Genomic DNA, 16,754 nt, shown 5'->3' with positions numbered 1-16,754 from the left:
TTTATTTTTCTATTGTTTCTGCCTTAAAAATATCGGCAAGTAAATGATCTAATTGTTTGTACTCGATTAAAAAAGCATCATGTCCATGAACAGAATCTATTTCGCTGTAAAAAACATTGTCTTTGAACTTTTTTAATTCCTTAAAAGTTTCCCGATTTTCTTTGGGAATAAAAAACAAATCCGAATTGATTCCGATAATGTGAATCGCGGCATCTGTTTTGGATAACAAAGTATCGAAATCCTCTCTATCTCTGGTGATGTCTATCGTTTTAAGCAATTGGTTCATGAGTTTATACGAAGCCAATTGGTATCTTTTTTGCAGTTTTTCGCCGTGATGTGCCAGCCAGCTTTCGATATTAAAAACAGGATGATTGGCATTGATTGTACGTTGAAATTTCTCTTTGAATGATTCAGGAGACCTGTAACACAACATTGCATGAATTCTGGCATCTTCGATAGGTTTTGAAGAATTATTCAAAATTTGCTCTTGTAAATAGCAATTGGCGATCATCCAGTCGGTCGACTTCCAATCCGTTGCAATGGGAATAAGGTTTTGAGTAATGTGAGGTTCTAATGCAAGAATTTCCCAGGCAATGCCTCCGCCAACCGAACCTCCAATGATGGTGTGCAATTGGTGAATATTTAAAAGCTCTAAACCTTTAATAAAAATACGGGCAATATCTCTGGTAGTGAAATCCTGATAGTTTTCGATGATGAAGGAATCATTTCCGTTTCCAGGCACATTAAAAGCCAGTACGGTAAATTTATGGGTATCGATTGTTTTGTCTTCACCAATAAGGTCATTCCACCAGCCATTTGCACCGGTGACCTCAGCATTTCCTGTCAAAGCATGATTGACCAGAACGATAGGCGCACTAAATAATGGTAAACCGGAAAGCGTAAAACTTAAGGGTAATGATGGATATGCCACACCGCTTTCGGTGATGAATTCCTGAATTATAATGGGACTTGGTATATTTTCCAATTTCAAATCTTTTTATTTTTGATTTGTATGTGGAAATATTAGAAAGAAAGTCTAGAGTGAAACCAGAAAATTTCTTGTTGTTATCTTTCCACGTTTGGGCGTGGTAGAATGCAGCACCTTCTTCGAATTAACGAAGGGTTGCTAAGGATTCATCGGGTCTAATCCCTCGTCCTTTCTTTATAACATTTCAATACGTTTTTGAACTTAAAGGTGCAAATTAACTACTAATTTCTCAAACAAACAAATTTTATCGAAACTGATTCCTCAATTTCTTAAACATAATTCAAACAAAAACTAGTGTACGCAAAAAATTACCGAACAATTTGCCCAGTAAAATTAAGCAGGTTTCCCTCTATTTTATGATGCTTCCCGATTTAGATAAAAAGCGTTTCATTCTCTTTTGAATACATCAAAAACAATAATGAGTCCGGATTTTTTTTCTCCACTTTTTTGTCTGTCTCAGTCATTCCGAATCTCGGATGTACCAATTCATTTGTTGGTGGTGGCGGATTGTTTCTTTTAGCTCTAATGTTTTTCAATGTTGAAAAAGTCTTTGTTAAGTAGTTTATTGTGCTCATGATATTTAAGTTTATGTTAGTTTGCGTGTTATTATCTTTATTTTATGTTTATCTCTTTGTTATCGTAACCAAATGGAATAAAAAAACCCTTTTGGATTTGAATACCAAAAGGGTTTAAGTTTTTTACAACTTATATATACTTTTAGTATCAACAGACGCATACACAAATACGTGCGACGTTAAACATCTTATTCATCTGTAGGGATTTATTCATCTGGGACTTAATTGCTATTTTAAAAAATTCTTGCATTTTTTCTATTTTAATAAACTTCCTTAAACTCTCAAAATATTTTTATTTACTCTTTTTTTTAGATCAACAAAAAACAAAACCTATTTCACTTTTGTTCCAATCGACATAACTTTTACTAAGAATACTAAATTTATTTTTTCTTTCGTTTTGAAGTCTTACAAATTTGCGAATATTTTCTCAATTATACAAGTGGGACTCAACAAATTAATCCCAAAAAACGTTAAAAAACAGCTTTTTTCCGTTAAAAAACATCTTACAAAATTAACACATCACTATTTAAAAGATAAATCTTACAAATAATAACACAAAAAACTTTCCTGTTTCATTATATCAAAGAACAACTTACTATTATTTTGGAACCACTTACAGCCAGACCGCTTCTTTGTTTTTAATTTTTTCAGCCACTTTCAAAATGTCTGTAATTACCCCTCTCGAAATGGCTTGCTTACATGCCGAAGCACTTTGAATCACTATTGGCACATCGGCATACGATTGCGTATAAATTTCAAAAATGGTATCTGATCCTTTCAGTTGACCTATTGCTGAGGAAACAGGTTCTGAAACCAGTTTAACTTCTAAAGTATTTTTTACGACATCAAATTCGCCTACATATCGCAAGACATTATTATCTGCCTGACTAATTTTAGCAATTTTAAACGATCTGTCGAGCGCTTCCTTATTCAGAATGCCGTTTTGCTCCAGATGCTCTTCTTGTATAAGTGAATTGATTTTTATATCCGAAAGCTCAAAATCTTTTCCAATTTCTCTTGTGAGAATCAGCAGTTTTCTGGCGGTATCATTTCCGGACAGATCTTCTTTAAAAGTCGAACGCATTAATCCAAGCAAACTCGCATCTTTTAAGAGAGAAGAGAAAGTTGTTTCTTCAACAGCAAACCGATTAAATACGTAACTCAGATTGTCTGAAAAAACACCCCGGATTTTTGTGATTTTTTCCCCTGAATAATACAAATCTCTTAGGGTCTGTAAAACCGGAAACCCCGTATCGACTGATGTTTCATACAAAAACTCCTTGTCGTACTTTTTAAGGTTTGCTCTGATCTCTTTGTATAAATCAATCGGTAATGTATTGGCTTTTTTATTTACCGCTACAATATTAAATCCGTTTTCGATCAATGTATTGTAATGATGTATCAACTCATCACTCGCAGTTGCATCTACTGCAATTAAATTCTCAAATTCATTTTCTTTGGCAAATTCAATAATATCCTGCACTTTAAAAGGCACTGCCAATTCCAGAAAATTGGTTTCCCAGGCATATCCTACGCCTTCTTTCTCGAAAAAAGCTACAGTTGAATTTGTGATAATCGGAAAATGAAAATCTACATTTTTACTTTCGAGAAAAAACTCCTGACTTTCGATAATTTGATTGATCAAAGTGCTTCCGATATTTCCAATTCCAAAAAGAATGATATTTATTTTAAGCTTTGACATAATTTTTAATTTTTAATTTTTCAAACCACATAAGCGATGCAGGTCACTGTAAAGCTTGAGTTACACTCTGTCTTTTCTTAGTCTTACTCGTATCGCTTATAGGATTTAAAAATTTTTATACTGATTTACTTTTTATAAAAAATCACCTCTAGCAGAACTCACGCTGCTAAAGGCAATTTTTCAAACAAAAAACAAAAAAACCTAATTTTTATTAATGCTGTATTGTGACTGGGTCACGCTTGCAAAAACAATTTGCAGATCAGCTATTAAATCTTCGATATCTTCCAGTCCGACAGAAAGTCGCACCAGATCTTTTGAAACTCCCGTTTCTAATTGTTCCACATCAGACAATTGCTGATGGGTTGTACTTGCAGGATGAATGATTAATGATTTTGTATCACCAATGTTAGCCAAGAGCGAGAAGAGTTTTGTTTCATCTACTACTTTTTTAGCAGCTTCGAAACCGCCTTTTAATCCAAAAGTAACGACTCCACTTTGCCCTTTTGGCAAGTACTGTTGTGACAAGTCGTAATACTTATTGGTTTTTAATCCCGGATAATTCACCCAGGCTACCTCATCCTGTTTTTCTAACCAGGAAGCAAGTGCCAAAGCATTTTCACTGTGTTTCTGAACTCGGATTGGTAAGGTTTCTAAGCCCTGGATGATTTGAAAAGCATTAAACGGGCTCAGAGCTGCTCCAAAATCACGTAAACCTTCGATTCTGGCTTTTGCTATGAAAGCTGCATTTCCTAAAGCTTCGTGATACACCAGACCATGATATCCTGGTGAAGGCTCTGTAAATTCAGGAAATTTACCGTTTGACCAGTCAAAAGTTCCGGCATCGATAATAGCTCCTCCTAACGAGGTTCCGTTTCCTGAAATATATTTGGTTAGGGAGTGAATAACAATATCAGCCCCATGTTCGATTGGGTTTAACAAATAAGGTGTTGCTACTGTATTGTCTACAATAAAAGGAACTTTAAATTTTTTGGCTTCTACCGAAATTCCTTTCAGATCCAATACATCTAATTTTGGATTCCCTAAAGATTCTACAAAAAAAGCACGTGTGTTTTCTTTGGCAGCATTAGTAAAGTTTTCAGGTTTTGAAGGATCTACAAAAGTGGTTGTGATCCCTAAACGCGGTAAAGTTACACTCAGTAAATTATAAGTTCCCCCATATAAACTATTGGAAGCCACAATATGATCTCCCGCTTTTAGCAAAGTCAGTAAAGCGGTAGAAATTGCCGAGGCTCCTGAGGCTGTAACTACTGCCCCAATTCCGCCCTCAAGCGCTGCAAGACGTTGTTCCAAAACATCGTTTGTCGGATTGTTCAATCGGGTGTAAATAAATCCGGCTTCGGCAAGACCAAATAAATTGGCTGCGTGATCTGAGTTGTTAAAAACATATGAGGATGTCTGGTAAATTGGAACTGCTCTGGTTCCTGCATTTTTAGTAACATCGTGTCCTGCGTGTAGTGCGTTTGTGGCAAATTTTTGTGTGCTCATGATTTCTTAGTTTTAGATATTGTTAATAGCTTTTGGTTTATTATTGATTTCTTAAGTCGTTTTTTATCTCATATAAAAAGATCTTCTTCTTCGTGTAAATACATTTGAAAGAGCAGGGAGTTTGATTCACTCGAATACAGCTCTCCTTTTATTTTAACTGCATTCTCTCTTTTGTTCTTAACTATACCTGCAAATCGTTTAAAATCTGTTTTCAATCGGTATAAAATCTCTCTTAATATAATATGTAGTGTTTTCATGATATTCGTTTTAGTTTCAGAATTAAAAAAAGCCCTTTCGGATGGCGACCAAAAGGGCTTATAGTTCTAACTATAACAAAGATTCACTCTTTCACTTTTGGTAACAGCAATTTGGGATGCACATTTGCATCATCTCACAACACATCATCATACTATTTGCTATTGTTTTCATTTTTATTTGATTTAAAATTAATGCTTTTTTAATTCGACTAATTCTATAGAGTAAATGTAATAAGTATTTTCCTAACTACCAAATTAAATATCAATATTTAATGTGAAAATTTAATTACTCCCTGTAAACATAGACCTTAAGCTATAAAAAACAGCCGCAGATATCACGGATTAAACGGATTAACGCAGGTTTTTATTTCCCTGTTCAGCTTAATACCGAAGCTACTCGCTATAAGATCATCCGTATCTATTAAAAAAAATTAGCCACAAATCAAAGAATAAAACAAAACTGTGCAAATCCGTTTAATCCGTACAATCTGTGGCCAATCTTAATTCTTATATTTTAGAATTTAAAACTTAAACGCGCAAAACCAAATCTTCCGTTTAATCCAAATTGTGATACTGCTCTGGAATAAGCAAACTGGTTGGCATTGCTTAAATCTGTACTTGGCGCCGGCGACAAGGTTGGTGTTGTATTAGTAAAGGCAGGTGTTGCTGGATTGTTGCGGTCCGGATAAACATCACCTATATTATTAAAACCAACTGTGAATCTGAATTTCTCGTTAATCTGATATCCAAAAGACAAATCAGTCACCACTTTAGCACTGTATTCCGGATGTTCGTAAACAGAAGACGATCCGTCTAAATTTACATCTGTTGCTCCCGGATCTGTAACGGCACCGAAATAACTGTTTCTTAAATAGATGTCCAGTTTTTTAATGCTGAAGGTTGTCATCAAATTTGCTTTCAATTTTGGAATGGCTTCTTCTAAATAAATTCGGCTTGACTCCGGAAAGAATGAATATTTAAAAGGCTCTCCACCTGCATTGATGATCGATTGCGGAACATTTAATTCTCCTACTCTTTTGGTAGTATTGTAACTCAATGCAAAATCGTTTCTGATCGTGAAATCCGGGATAACATTGTATTTCTGTGAAATTACAACATCAATACCTTTTGTTTCAGAGTTGATTCCGTTTGTCCAGAACGAAGCTCTTTCAACACCTTTTAAATCAAATGCCTGTTGAAATAAGGTTAAAGCATCTTTTTGCTCCGGTGATGTTGCTCCATTTATCTGTGCATCTGTTGGTCTGGCATACTGTCCGGTTAATACCACTCTGTCGTCGATTCTGGTAAAATAAGCATCTGTTGCAATGGTAATGTTTGCTTCAGGAATTTTAAATGTAAATCCTGTACTGATGCTTTTTGATTTCTCCGGTTTTAAGTTTTCAACCCCAATACTTTTGGCCGCTTGCGAATCGTTTGTGAAGTAACCCACCTGATAAGGCGAACCGTTTATGAACTGAGTTGAACTGCTTTCAAAATATTTTTGCTGTAAAGACGGTGCTCTAAAACCTGTTTGTCCTGAAATTCTCCAGTTGATATTGTCTGTCAATTTTAAAAGAGAAGCCAGTTTAAAGGTAACTGTACTTCCAAAATCTGAATAATTCTCGTAACGTGCTGCTCCGTTTATAAGCCAATTTTCGGTCGCATTTAACTCTAAATCTACATAAGCGGCACCACTTTTTCGGTCTTTAACTTTAGCATCTGAAGGCTGAAATCCTGAAAATCCTTGTGCTCCTGCTCCTCGTTTGTTTCCAAAAAAGTCGGTTACTATTAAAGGTGAGTTACTGGGTAAAATTCCAGGAACCAAATTTCCGTTGGTGTCATACAGCCCGTAAGAAGCTTCTTCTCCTTGTTGAATCTTATAATTTTCATATCTGAATTCTCCACCAAAGGCAACGTTTAGTCCATTTAAAACATCGTACTTTTTACTTAAATCCAAGTTGGTTGTACTTTGCAAAAACGAAACTTTACCGGCATAAAAACTTGAAGCCGAATTGGTTCCCAAAGTAGCATTAATAGTATTATTTACATCATATTTAAAAGAGTTTGTTCCAAGGTTTGTACTGATATCTGTATCAAAACCAAATAATTCTGTAGTAACTCCAACCGCCGCAGAAGCGTCTAAGATCGAAGATTCTATTTCTGGTAAAAATCCGTTTTGGTACACTTGCGTGAAGGTTCCGGAACCGTTTGGAAGCCTGTTGAAAGCATACGATTTACCATTTCTATAGGAAAGCCCTCCAAAAGAGTACAATGAGGTTGTTTCGGTCAATGGATATTTTGTATTATAATACAGTTGTCCCGATGCCAATTCAGACTGCCCCACACTCATGTTATAGTCGCTTCTTTCCTGACCTCTGTATGCCAATTCATTGTTGGTTGTATCAAAATTCAAAGCGGTTTGCATTTGTGCGATAGTACCAGCCGAAGCAATTGCACTTTGCTGTGCCGGTGTAAAATAACCAACCTTTGGCGCATACTGTTTTAACGAATTCAGAATTTGTGCGGAATTTGTTGTGTTGTTGATATTACTAAAGAAGGAATTAATGTATACACCATCCTGAGCCGCTCTGTTCTCAACAGCATTGTAAGCATTAAAAATTGCGTTGCTTCTAACTCCCGCACGGCTTGTTGCCTGTCTGGTCACAGCACTACCAGTAACATTTAAATAACTTCCTGCTTTCCCCAAAGAGGTTCCGTAATTTAAATCAACTTGCAGATTTTGCCCGTCGGCTCCTCCTTTAAAATTATTCGATCCCGAAGACAAGTTAGTACCATACTGTATGTCTCCTGAAAGATAGTTGGCATTCTTTTTCAGCACTATATTAATAACCCCCGCAATAGCGTCTGAACCGTACTGAGCCGCTGCACCGTCGCGCAGTACTTCGATTCTCTCGATAGCAAATGAAGGTATAGCATTTAAATCCGTTCCTACCGATCCTCTTCCCGGCGAACCGTTAATGTTTACTAATGCACTTGTATGTCTGCGTTTTCCGTTTACCAGAATTAAAACCTGATCTGGTCCTAAACCTCTTAACTGCGCAGGGTCAACGTGATCTGTAGCATCAGCGGTAGAAGTTGCATTACTAGTGAAAGAAGGTGCAACATAATTTAAAATTTGGGTCACGCTGGTTTGTGGTGCTCCTTTTGTTATTTCGGAAATATTAAAAACATCAACCGGAACCGGTACATCTGTTTTTACTCTGTTTTTACTGCGCGATCCTACAATGGTCACTTCGGTCAGTTCATTATTCTTTAAACTGTCCTGCTCTTTTTTATTTTCCTGTGCATAAATGCCCGAGAATGTCAAAAGACCTAAAGCTAATACTACATTTTTTTTCATTACTTTCTACTGGTTTATATTGTTTTCTGACTTAAAAAGTGATTTACAATTTGGTTTCTTTTTGAAACAAAAAAACCCCTGCGAGCGGCAGAGGTTCTATATGTATATTTAAAAAAAAACTACAACAGCGTCTCTGCGGAAGGCTCCGGCATCATACATGACATATTGCAAATTGTTAATTTCATTTCTTGTTTTGTTTTGATGGGGCAAATTTGCGAACTATTTTTTAATCGGCCAAACAAAAACCAAAATAATTTCTATTACCCTATCAAAATAGTATGATATGTTAAATTTCTGCTTATAAAATCAAAAAAAACCAAAGTTTAATTTGCAAATCAAAATGGTTTTATACCTTTGCACGCGAATACAGAGGAAAAATTTGAACTGATTGCAACCTCTTCATAATGAAACGGTTCGTTATGGGTACTGAAACATTGATTTCGGTAGTAAAAAATGCTAAAGCAGAAATTCTCCTTTAGCCATTTTTAGCAATTATTTTTTCTCGCTTAATTTTAATTTAATAAATTATTATGGCTTATTTATTTACGTCAGAATCTGTTAGTGAAGGGCATCCAGACAAAGTTGCAGATCAAATTTCGGATGCATTAATTGATAACTTTTTGGCATTTGATGCTGACTCAAAAGTAGCTTGTGAAACTCTGGTTACTACAGGTCAGGTAATTTTAGCTGGTGAAGTAAAATCGAATACTTATCTTGATGTGCAGCAAATTGCTCGCGAAGTAATCCGTAAAATTGGATATACTAAAAGCGAATATATGTTTGAGGCTAATTCTTGTGGAATTCTTTCGGCAATTCATGAGCAATCAGCAGATATTAATCAAGGGGTTGACAGAGCTAAGCCAGAAGAGCAAGGTGCTGGAGATCAAGGAATGATGTTTGGTTACGCTACAAACGAAACCGAAAACTTCATGCCATTGGCACTTGATTTGTCTCATAAATTATTACAAGAGTTAGCTATCTTAAGACGTGAAAATAAGGAAATCACTTATTTACGCCCTGATGCTAAATCACAGGTAACTTTAGAATATAGCGACGATAATAAACCAACTCGTATTGATGCTATCGTAATCTCAACTCAACACGATGATTTTGATGAAGAAGCTACAATGCTTGCTAAAATCAAAAAAGATATTATCGAAATTTTGATTCCAAGAATCATTGCTAAAAATCCAGCTCACGCGCATTTATTCAATGATAAAATCAACTACCATATTAATCCAACAGGAAAATTCGTTATTGGAGGACCTCACGGAGATACTGGTTTAACAGGAAGAAAAATTATTGTGGATACTTACGGAGGAAAAGGTGCTCACGGTGGTGGTGCATTCTCAGGAAAAGATCCAAGTAAAGTAGACAGAAGTGCTGCTTATGCAACTCGTCATATCGCTAAAAACTTAGTAGCAGCAGGTGTTGCTGACGAGATTTTAGTACAGGTTTCCTACGCAATTGGTGTTGCTGAGCCAATGGGTATTTTTATTGATACTTACGGAACTTCTAAAGTAAACTTAACTAATGGTGAAATCGCTAAAAAAGTAGAAGCTATCTTTGATATGCGTCCTTACTTTATCGAACAACGTTTGAAATTAAGAAACCCTATTTACAGCGAAACTGCAGCTTACGGACACATGGGACGTAAACCAGAAACTGTAACTAAAACTTTCTCTGCTCCGGGCGGAAACGAAAAAACAGTTACTGTAGAATTGTTTACATGGGAAAAACTTGATTTTGTTGACCAGGTAAAAGCTGCTTTCGGATTATAGATCTTAGATTATTAGACAACTATTTGTCTTAAGCATAAGAAAAACCGGTTTCTATTTTTAGAAATCGGTTTTTTTATTTTAATATCTGACGACCTGCATTATTTGGGAAGATCTATATTTTACTGCAACGCGGATGATACGGATTTACTGCGTTTTTACGAAGTAAATCCGTATCATCCGCGTCTCAAATTCAACGCAAATACATATTTTCTATCGCTTCCTTCAATTGATTATAACCACTTGTTTCGTTGTTCGACCATTTATTTCATCATTGGTACCACTTATTTAATTCTCACAAAATCATCTACAATAAGAAATTAAATTTACGCCTATTTTGTACGAAAAAAAAACAAAGTTTCTTAATAAAGCTTTACTAGTCTTTGACTTATAAACGCAGATAATGAACAACAAAATTAATATAATATGAAAAAAGAAGAATTACCTCCGTACCAGATTCTCGCTGCAAGTGAGATAGAAAAAAAGATAGGCAAACTTCCACCACCATCCCGATTTTATATTTATGACGAAGATGAAGATGACACAGAGAATCCAGACATGCTGTATTTTGACGGCGATGTCACTCTTTCTGAAAATCAGCTTAAAACCTTAAAAGAAAAAGACTATCATTTTAACATTGCTGTAAAGGGAAATCTTACCCTTGAAGGACATTTTCATACCGGCTGTAATAATTTATGGGTCACTGGTAACCTTTATTGCGACTCTCTGGCTAATGCTGCATCTTTAAGAGTGAAAGGAAAAATAACGGCCCGTTATTTTGTTTCTTTTTTAGCCGAAGACCATGAAGTATTGTGGACCACCTCTAAATTAAAGATTGAAACCCCATATGTCTTTTCGTGGTTTTACGATTTATCTAATATTAAATTAAATCGTGATGCCATCGTTTTTATCCTCTGCGACGGCTCAGATTATCAAAAAATGGCTTTTAAAAACCCTTGTTTTTTCTGGCATAGTGAATTTTTTGTCCTAAAGCCCGAATTATTATATCCGATTTACTATGGCGCTGTCGATGATTCTCTAATATGGAATTTTGACATGATATCTCAAACACTGCAAAAAGGCGAAAGCATCTTTATCGAGGGCTTTAATCCTGATTCCTTACTTCTTGAGGAACAAGCCAAAGAGTATACCCGTTTACAACGCTCTAAAGAAGCTTTTGCTATACGCAAACAACAATTAGCATTATCACCCACCTGTTATGATCCATACTTCAGGGCAGGAATACTCCTTTTTAATACTGGAGCTTACGAGCAGGCAATCCCTTATTTAGATACTGCAGCCAATCTCTTTCCGGATAAATTTAAAAATTTAAGTAATCAAGCTGCCGATTTTACTGCCCTGGCAAGAATACGTCTTCGTCAATTAGATGAAGCGGTAAAATGGACTGACTTTTCAATAGGCGATAAAAAGACAGATCGTGATAAAAATAAAGATGCTTATGATTATTATAATGAAGAAGATAAACTGCATTTTTCGTATCGCGTACGCGCAGAAGCTTATCTCCTCAAAGGAGATTGGAACAAAGCAAAATCTGACTTAGAAACAGCGCTGGATATAATGCATGACCATAGTTCCTCAAATTGGCTGATAGGCTTGGTATTTCATCATTTTGGTGATGCACAGAATGCAAAAAAATACCATGACCTGGCTAAAAAAACAAATAAAAGGTTTGAAGCAGATTATGACATAAATAACAGTTCCGATTTCTTTTATAAAGCTCCTACTAAAGTAAACTGGACAGATGAGAACATTGAAGTAACCGAAATTGTTCAGGATGGTGCGTATTGGTTAGATTATTTAAAAAGAGAAGGATATGAAGAGTTTAATAAAGTTCCTAAGGAATACAGAACTTTAGACTTTTGTATCAATGCTATAAAAATGATTCGCTCTGGTTATATTGTAAGTATTGCTAAGTATTTCCCAAAAAACCTGCTTGAAACTAATGAGCTTATCGAAGCTTTATTAGAACACAGCATCTGTAGCCTTAATTATGTTCCTAAAAAATGTATTACCAAAGAGCTGCTGCTTAAATCCAAAGGTGATTTTCTTGATCCTAAATATATTCCTGCTGGGCTATGGGATCAGGAATTGTGTGATTGGGCGGTTACCGTTACCTCTGAACTAAATAAACTGCCCAAACATTTATTAAATTACAATTTATGCCTAAAAGCCGTTCAGCACAAAACCCATTCTATTGAGAATGTTCCGGACCAATATCGTGATGAACACATGTATTTAACAGCTTTGGCCTATAGCTATCAAAAAAGCTATTATATCCCATCACTATACTACAGTTCCGAAATGATCTGCAAAGCGATAGATATTAACCCTATGGCTATTGATCGAATTTCCGGGAAATACATTAATGAGCATGTATTTAATCATGCTAAAAACAGTATCGATCCTGATATATTTGCTCAACTAGCCCGTAAGCATAGTACGAATTTTAGGGAACATATCGATCACCCAAGTTTAGCAGATGATTGCTGGGCTGTATTTTGGGATGAAAAATTACTGTTGTCTGAAATTGTCCAAAAATATACGGGTATATCTGGTTCAGATATACCTAAAGAAAAATATACACAAGCCATTGCTGATGCATTTTTAAAACATCATCCTTATGAATTGATGTATGTTCCCAAAAAATTTATCTCGGCAGAAATAGCCAAAGAAGTTTTAAAGAAACGCGATTTTACAGAAAATTTTCCAAGAATCGGTGATTTTTCTAAAAGTGTACGAAAAGTTATTCGAAGTTATTCTGATTCAAATAAATAAAACAATACTAAAAACAACAACTCTATCGAAGTAAAAAAGGCTAATAACTCAGATCTAAACAAAAAGAGGCTGTCTATTCATTTTAGACAGCCTCTTTTTTAATTGAATATGGTCGTTTTCTAATGTTTAAATCTGTGCGTTATTTCAACGCGGATGAAACAGATTCGCTATCGCGAAAGCACGGATAAAAACAGATTTTTTTCCTGATTTATTAGTTGCTAAAAATCCCTGAAAGCTTTTACATTCCATAAATCGATAGTAATCTAATTCAATCTGTTTTTTTCAGCGTTTTTACGAAGTAAATCCGTTTTATCCGCGTCTCAAATTCAACGCAGACCACTATTTTCTAACGCTCTAATTGTACGTTTGGTAAGGTCTTAGGACGACCTGCATCATTCGATAAAATCCAGCCTGTACGGTAGATCCATTCGGTCATTTTGTGCAGTTTCACGAAGTCAATGTTTTCAGACTCGTCCATCGGTGTATGATACTGACTGTGTAAAACACTGGTATAAAAAACAGATGGAATTCCTTTTCTGGCATAAGGCAAATGATCAGAGCGGAAATAAAAATACTCCGGATGTTCCGGTCTGTCCCAAAGTTTGTCTAAATCAAATTTAGGACCTTCATCGTTTGCCTTTTTAGCAATAGCGACTAAATCTGAAGAATTTTCGTGGGGAGAACTGGACCCTAAAAGTGCCGCCTGATTGACGTTGTTTCTTCCGATCATATCTCCGTTTAATACTGCTATAATGTCTTTTTCAGGAACTGTTGGATGCGAGGCATACCATCTTGAACCTAATAATCCTCTTTCTTCTGAACCATGAAACACAAATAAAGAAGTTCTTTTTCCGGGTTGTTTTTTATAGGCTCTTGCAATGGCCAGCATGGCAACGCAGGTACTCGCATTATCGTCGGCTCCGTTGTAAATAGAATCCTGTCCGTACTTTTGTCTCACACCGTCGTGATCCTGATGTCCGCTAAAAAGAACATATTCGTTTTTTAGTTTAGGATCTGTCCCTTCAATTTTACCGACAACGTTCACCGAAGGATATTTATAGGTTTCTGAAATTACCTCTGTCGACAAGAGATCTTTGGTACTTTTTAAATATTCCAATTGATCGTTGTGCACCCAGAAAACAGGCATTGTACCACCAATTTTATCACGAAAACCTTCAATTCCATAGATTCCTCTTGTCATTTGCGGTTCTACTTGAGACCAGCTTTGCTCTGCCAATTCATCGGCAACCATAATCAAGGCTGTTGCTCCCTTTTTGACTACAAGGTCGTAATATTTGTTTCGAACCAGACCCGGATAACGTCTGTCAAAAAGCGAAATATCGTCTGCGATACCTTCTTTGGAAGCAAGTAATACAACTGCTTTTCCTTTGATATCGGCTTTTTCAATTTCTGCTTTTGTAGCCGCACCCAAATAAAGCAATGGTGCTTCTACTTTAATGTTGGTGGTTTCTGCTACTAAAACATCTTTCCACAACTTGTATTCTTTTTGTCCAATTTTAAATTTTGTATTGGGTGTCACCTGATGCCTGTACATATCAAAAAACTGAAAATACGTTCCGTCATCACCTGCCGGAGCCATTCCTGCTTCTTTGGCTTTATTGGCCAGCCACATTGATACTTTTAATTCATCTAAAGTTCCTGCTTCACGACCGTTAAAGTGATCACCGGCCATTTGGTACATATCGGTTTTTAGGTCTTTATCTGTAATTGCTGAAACTAAAGGTTTTTTAATCGCCTGCGAAAAAACTACTCCTCCGTAAGCCATTAAAACGAGGATCATTTTATTTTTCATACGTTTTAAATTTAGTATTCCAAACTTAGTGATTTAAAGAGAAAAAAACGCTTCTCAGGCTCTGAAACATTACTAAAATACAAAATCAGCAAAATGCCGGCATCCTTTTTTTAGCATTGTCATTTTTATTTGTTTATCTCTTACAATTTACCTTCCTTAGTACAAAATAACTGATAAAAAATGAGCAGACTTCCATCCTTACAAAACGTTCTAAACGCAACGCTAAAAACGCTTCTTCGATTTCCGTTAGAAATAATCACCGCCATTTCAGGAACTATATTTGCCATCATTCTTAATGAAGTGCGTTACAATAATCCCAACAAAGAGTTTTACGAAAAAGTTTTAATGAGCTGTTCATTGTGTCTGGTTTTATTTCTCTCCATCAGCTTATTTTTCCTCGCTTCTAAAAAAAATAACGTACTGCGCTTTACAGTCAGTATCGTTTTAGGGAGCCTGGTTTTTCTGTTTGTGAATAGTTTTCATAAATACACAACGGATGTAGAAATACAGCAGTTTTTTGTCCTGAATATTGTATTCCATTTGTTAGTTTCATTTGCGGGTTTTCTGCCCAGAACTTATAATCAGGATGAATTTTGGGAATTCAACAAACAGCTTTTCCTTAGAATTCTAACGGCCGGTTTGTACAGCATCGTACTTTATTCAGGTTTGGCCTTAGCAATTTTGGCCGTTGACAAGCTTTTTAATGTTGATTTTTACGATCATATTTATCTGCATGTCTTTTTTATTATTGCCGGAATTTTCAATACGACTTTCTTTTTGAGCGGAGTTCCCGAGACTAATAACCCTCAGGTTCCTTTGGCTTTGAATTATCCTAAAGGACTTAAAAACTTTACTCAGTTTGTACTATTGCCTTTGATAAGTCTTTATCTGGTTATTCTAATCTGTTATGAAGCAAAAATTATAATAACCCTTTCACTGCCTGTCGGCTGGGTTTCTTATCTCGTTCTGGTGTTTGCAATTTTCGGAATCCTTTCCTTTTTATTGGTTCATCCTATTGCGACAGAAACCGGCAATCTTTGGATGCGAACTTTCAATCGTTGGTTTTACTTTCTGTTGATTCCGCTATTGGGATTACTTTTTTGGGCCATTTTATACCGAATCGATCTTTACGGATTTACACATGAGCGTTATTATGTGTTGCTCTTATCCATCTGGTTATTGATTATAGTGGCTTATTTTCTGATTCAAAAACATCCTAAAATAAAGTTCATTCCGATAAGTTTATGCCTCGCAGGTTTGTTTTCTATAGCCGGACCACAAAGCGCCAATTCGATTTCGAAATACAGTCAGCTGACCCGATTTGAAACTTATATGCAGAGAACAGACGACAAAAAACTAAGTTTCAAACAGCAACAGGAGCTAAGCAGTATTGTGTCTTTTCTAACGGATAATTATGGCGTCGAAATTATGGTCCCTTATGCTAAAACCAAACTGGAAGCGCTGCTTAAAAAAGATAAGGATCCGAGTGATTACGAAATCATGGAAGCTTTAGGCTATGAATATCAATCCAGCTATGCCCGCGAAGAAAACAAAAGTGAACAATTTTATTATTCCAACTACGACTTAAGTACGGTGGAGAATATTCATGGTTATGATATGGCTTTCACCCTTTCCAATAATGACTCTTTCGAATGTACCGACTGCATCAAAATTGACAACAAGAGTTATTCGATTACCTCCACAACTGAAGATTACGGCCTCAACTTAAAGATCAATCAGGATAATATTCCTTTAAACATTATTGATTTTGTGAATGCAAATCCTAAGTTCAGTCCAAATCACAATTCGAATAAAAAAATCAATCAGGAAGTTGAAACGGATCATTATAAAATTTTAATTACTTATCTTAATGCGAGCGGCACACTGAAAAACAAAAAGAAAACATTAAATTATTACAGCATAAAGGTCCTGGTGAAGATCAAGAATCAATAAAAAAATAAACCCGACAGTTTACCGG

The 16,754-nt window shown here is 35.7% G+C and carries 10 protein-coding genes and 1 riboswitch; of the genes, 3 read left to right on the top strand and 7 right to left on the bottom strand.

Going from position 1 to position 16,754, the window contains the following annotated elements; all coding sequences use genetic code 11:
- Window position 1: 1 nt before the first annotated feature.
- From AC3IS6_RS07540 to AC3IS6_RS07515, 6 genes are all read right to left on the bottom strand, one after another.
- Window positions 2-985, bottom strand: coding sequence for an alpha/beta fold hydrolase (locus AC3IS6_RS07540; RefSeq protein ID WP_489164334.1), 984 nt, complete (start codon window positions 983-985; stop codon window positions 2-4).
- Between the two features lie 77 nt (window positions 986-1,062).
- Window positions 1,063-1,171, bottom strand: a riboswitch (SAM riboswitch).
- 188 nt (window positions 1,172-1,359) lie between these two features.
- On the bottom strand, window positions 1,360-1,563 hold the full coding sequence (locus tag AC3IS6_RS07535; RefSeq protein WP_489164333.1) for a hypothetical protein: 204 nt from the start codon (window positions 1,561-1,563) through the stop codon (window positions 1,360-1,362).
- Between the two features lie 613 nt (window positions 1,564-2,176).
- Window positions 2,177-3,265 (bottom strand): homoserine dehydrogenase family protein, encoded by a 1,089-nt coding sequence (locus AC3IS6_RS07530; protein ID WP_489164332.1) that lies wholly within the window; start codon window positions 3,263-3,265, stop codon window positions 2,177-2,179.
- A gap of 201 nt (window positions 3,266-3,466) precedes the next feature.
- Window positions 3,467-4,771: an O-acetylhomoserine aminocarboxypropyltransferase/cysteine synthase family protein gene (locus tag AC3IS6_RS07525; protein WP_489164331.1), complete on the bottom strand. Its 1,305-nt coding sequence runs from the start codon at window positions 4,769-4,771 to the stop codon at window positions 3,467-3,469.
- 68 nt (window positions 4,772-4,839) lie between these two features.
- Entirely contained in the window at window positions 4,840-5,028 is a 189-nt protein-coding gene (locus AC3IS6_RS07520; protein WP_173966535.1) for a hypothetical protein, read from the bottom strand.
- A gap of 514 nt (window positions 5,029-5,542) precedes the next feature.
- Window positions 5,543-8,389: a TonB-dependent receptor plug domain-containing protein gene (locus tag AC3IS6_RS07515; protein WP_489164330.1), complete on the bottom strand. Its 2,847-nt coding sequence runs from the start codon at window positions 8,387-8,389 to the stop codon at window positions 5,543-5,545.
- A 530-nt stretch (window positions 8,390-8,919) separates the two neighbouring features.
- On the opposite strand from AC3IS6_RS07515, the gene metK reads away from it, so the two are divergent.
- Together metK and AC3IS6_RS07505 are read left to right on the top strand one after the other, a co-directional pair.
- Window positions 8,920-10,170 carry a methionine adenosyltransferase gene (metK, locus tag AC3IS6_RS07510; protein WP_173966537.1) on the top strand — a complete coding sequence of 417 codons (1,251 nt, stop codon included), beginning with the start codon at window positions 8,920-8,922 and terminating at the stop codon, window positions 10,168-10,170.
- Between the two features lie 423 nt (window positions 10,171-10,593).
- Window positions 10,594-12,963, top strand: coding sequence for a tetratricopeptide repeat protein (locus AC3IS6_RS07505; RefSeq protein ID WP_489164329.1), 2,370 nt, complete (start codon window positions 10,594-10,596; stop codon window positions 12,961-12,963).
- 346 nt (window positions 12,964-13,309) lie between these two features.
- Here the strand turns inward: AC3IS6_RS07505 and AC3IS6_RS07500 are convergent, their stop codons facing one another.
- Window positions 13,310-14,776 carry a M28 family metallopeptidase gene (locus AC3IS6_RS07500; protein WP_489164328.1) on the bottom strand — a complete coding sequence of 489 codons (1,467 nt, stop codon included), beginning with the start codon at window positions 14,774-14,776 and terminating at the stop codon, window positions 13,310-13,312.
- Between the two features lie 180 nt (window positions 14,777-14,956).
- On the opposite strand from AC3IS6_RS07500, the gene AC3IS6_RS07495 reads away from it, so the two are divergent.
- Window positions 14,957-16,729 carry a DUF4153 domain-containing protein gene (locus AC3IS6_RS07495; protein ID WP_489164327.1) on the top strand — a complete coding sequence of 591 codons (1,773 nt, stop codon included), beginning with the start codon at window positions 14,957-14,959 and terminating at the stop codon, window positions 16,727-16,729.
- Window positions 16,730-16,754: the final 25 nt, after the last annotated feature.

The sequence above is a fragment of the Flavobacterium sp. KH_035 genome (assembly GCF_057839565.1).
This window is presented reverse-complemented; position numbering and strand designations above follow the sequence as displayed.

Excerpts from the sequence above, each read along its gene's own strand:
- AC3IS6_RS07535 (WP_489164333.1), bottom strand. The coding sequence starts at position 1,563 with ATGAGCACAATAAACTACTTAACAAAGACTTTTTCAACATTGAAAAAC.
- AC3IS6_RS07530 (WP_489164332.1), bottom strand. The coding sequence starts at position 3,265 with ATGTCAAAGCTTAAAATAAATATCATTCTTTTTGGAATTGGAAATATC.
- AC3IS6_RS07525 (WP_489164331.1), bottom strand. The coding sequence starts at position 4,771 with ATGAGCACACAAAAATTTGCCACAAACGCACTACACGCAGGACACGAT.
- AC3IS6_RS07520 (WP_173966535.1), bottom strand. The coding sequence starts at position 5,028 with ATGAAAACACTACATATTATATTAAGAGAGATTTTATACCGATTGAAA.
- AC3IS6_RS07515 (WP_489164330.1), bottom strand. The coding sequence starts at position 8,389 with ATGAAAAAAAATGTAGTATTAGCTTTAGGTCTTTTGACATTCTCGGGC.
- metK (WP_173966537.1), top strand. The coding sequence starts at position 8,920 with ATGGCTTATTTATTTACGTCAGAATCTGTTAGTGAAGGGCATCCAGAC.
- AC3IS6_RS07505 (WP_489164329.1), top strand. The coding sequence starts at position 10,594 with ATGAAAAAAGAAGAATTACCTCCGTACCAGATTCTCGCTGCAAGTGAG.
- AC3IS6_RS07500 (WP_489164328.1), bottom strand. The coding sequence starts at position 14,776 with ATGAAAAATAAAATGATCCTCGTTTTAATGGCTTACGGAGGAGTAGTT.
- AC3IS6_RS07495 (WP_489164327.1), top strand. The coding sequence starts at position 14,957 with ATGAGCAGACTTCCATCCTTACAAAACGTTCTAAACGCAACGCTAAAA.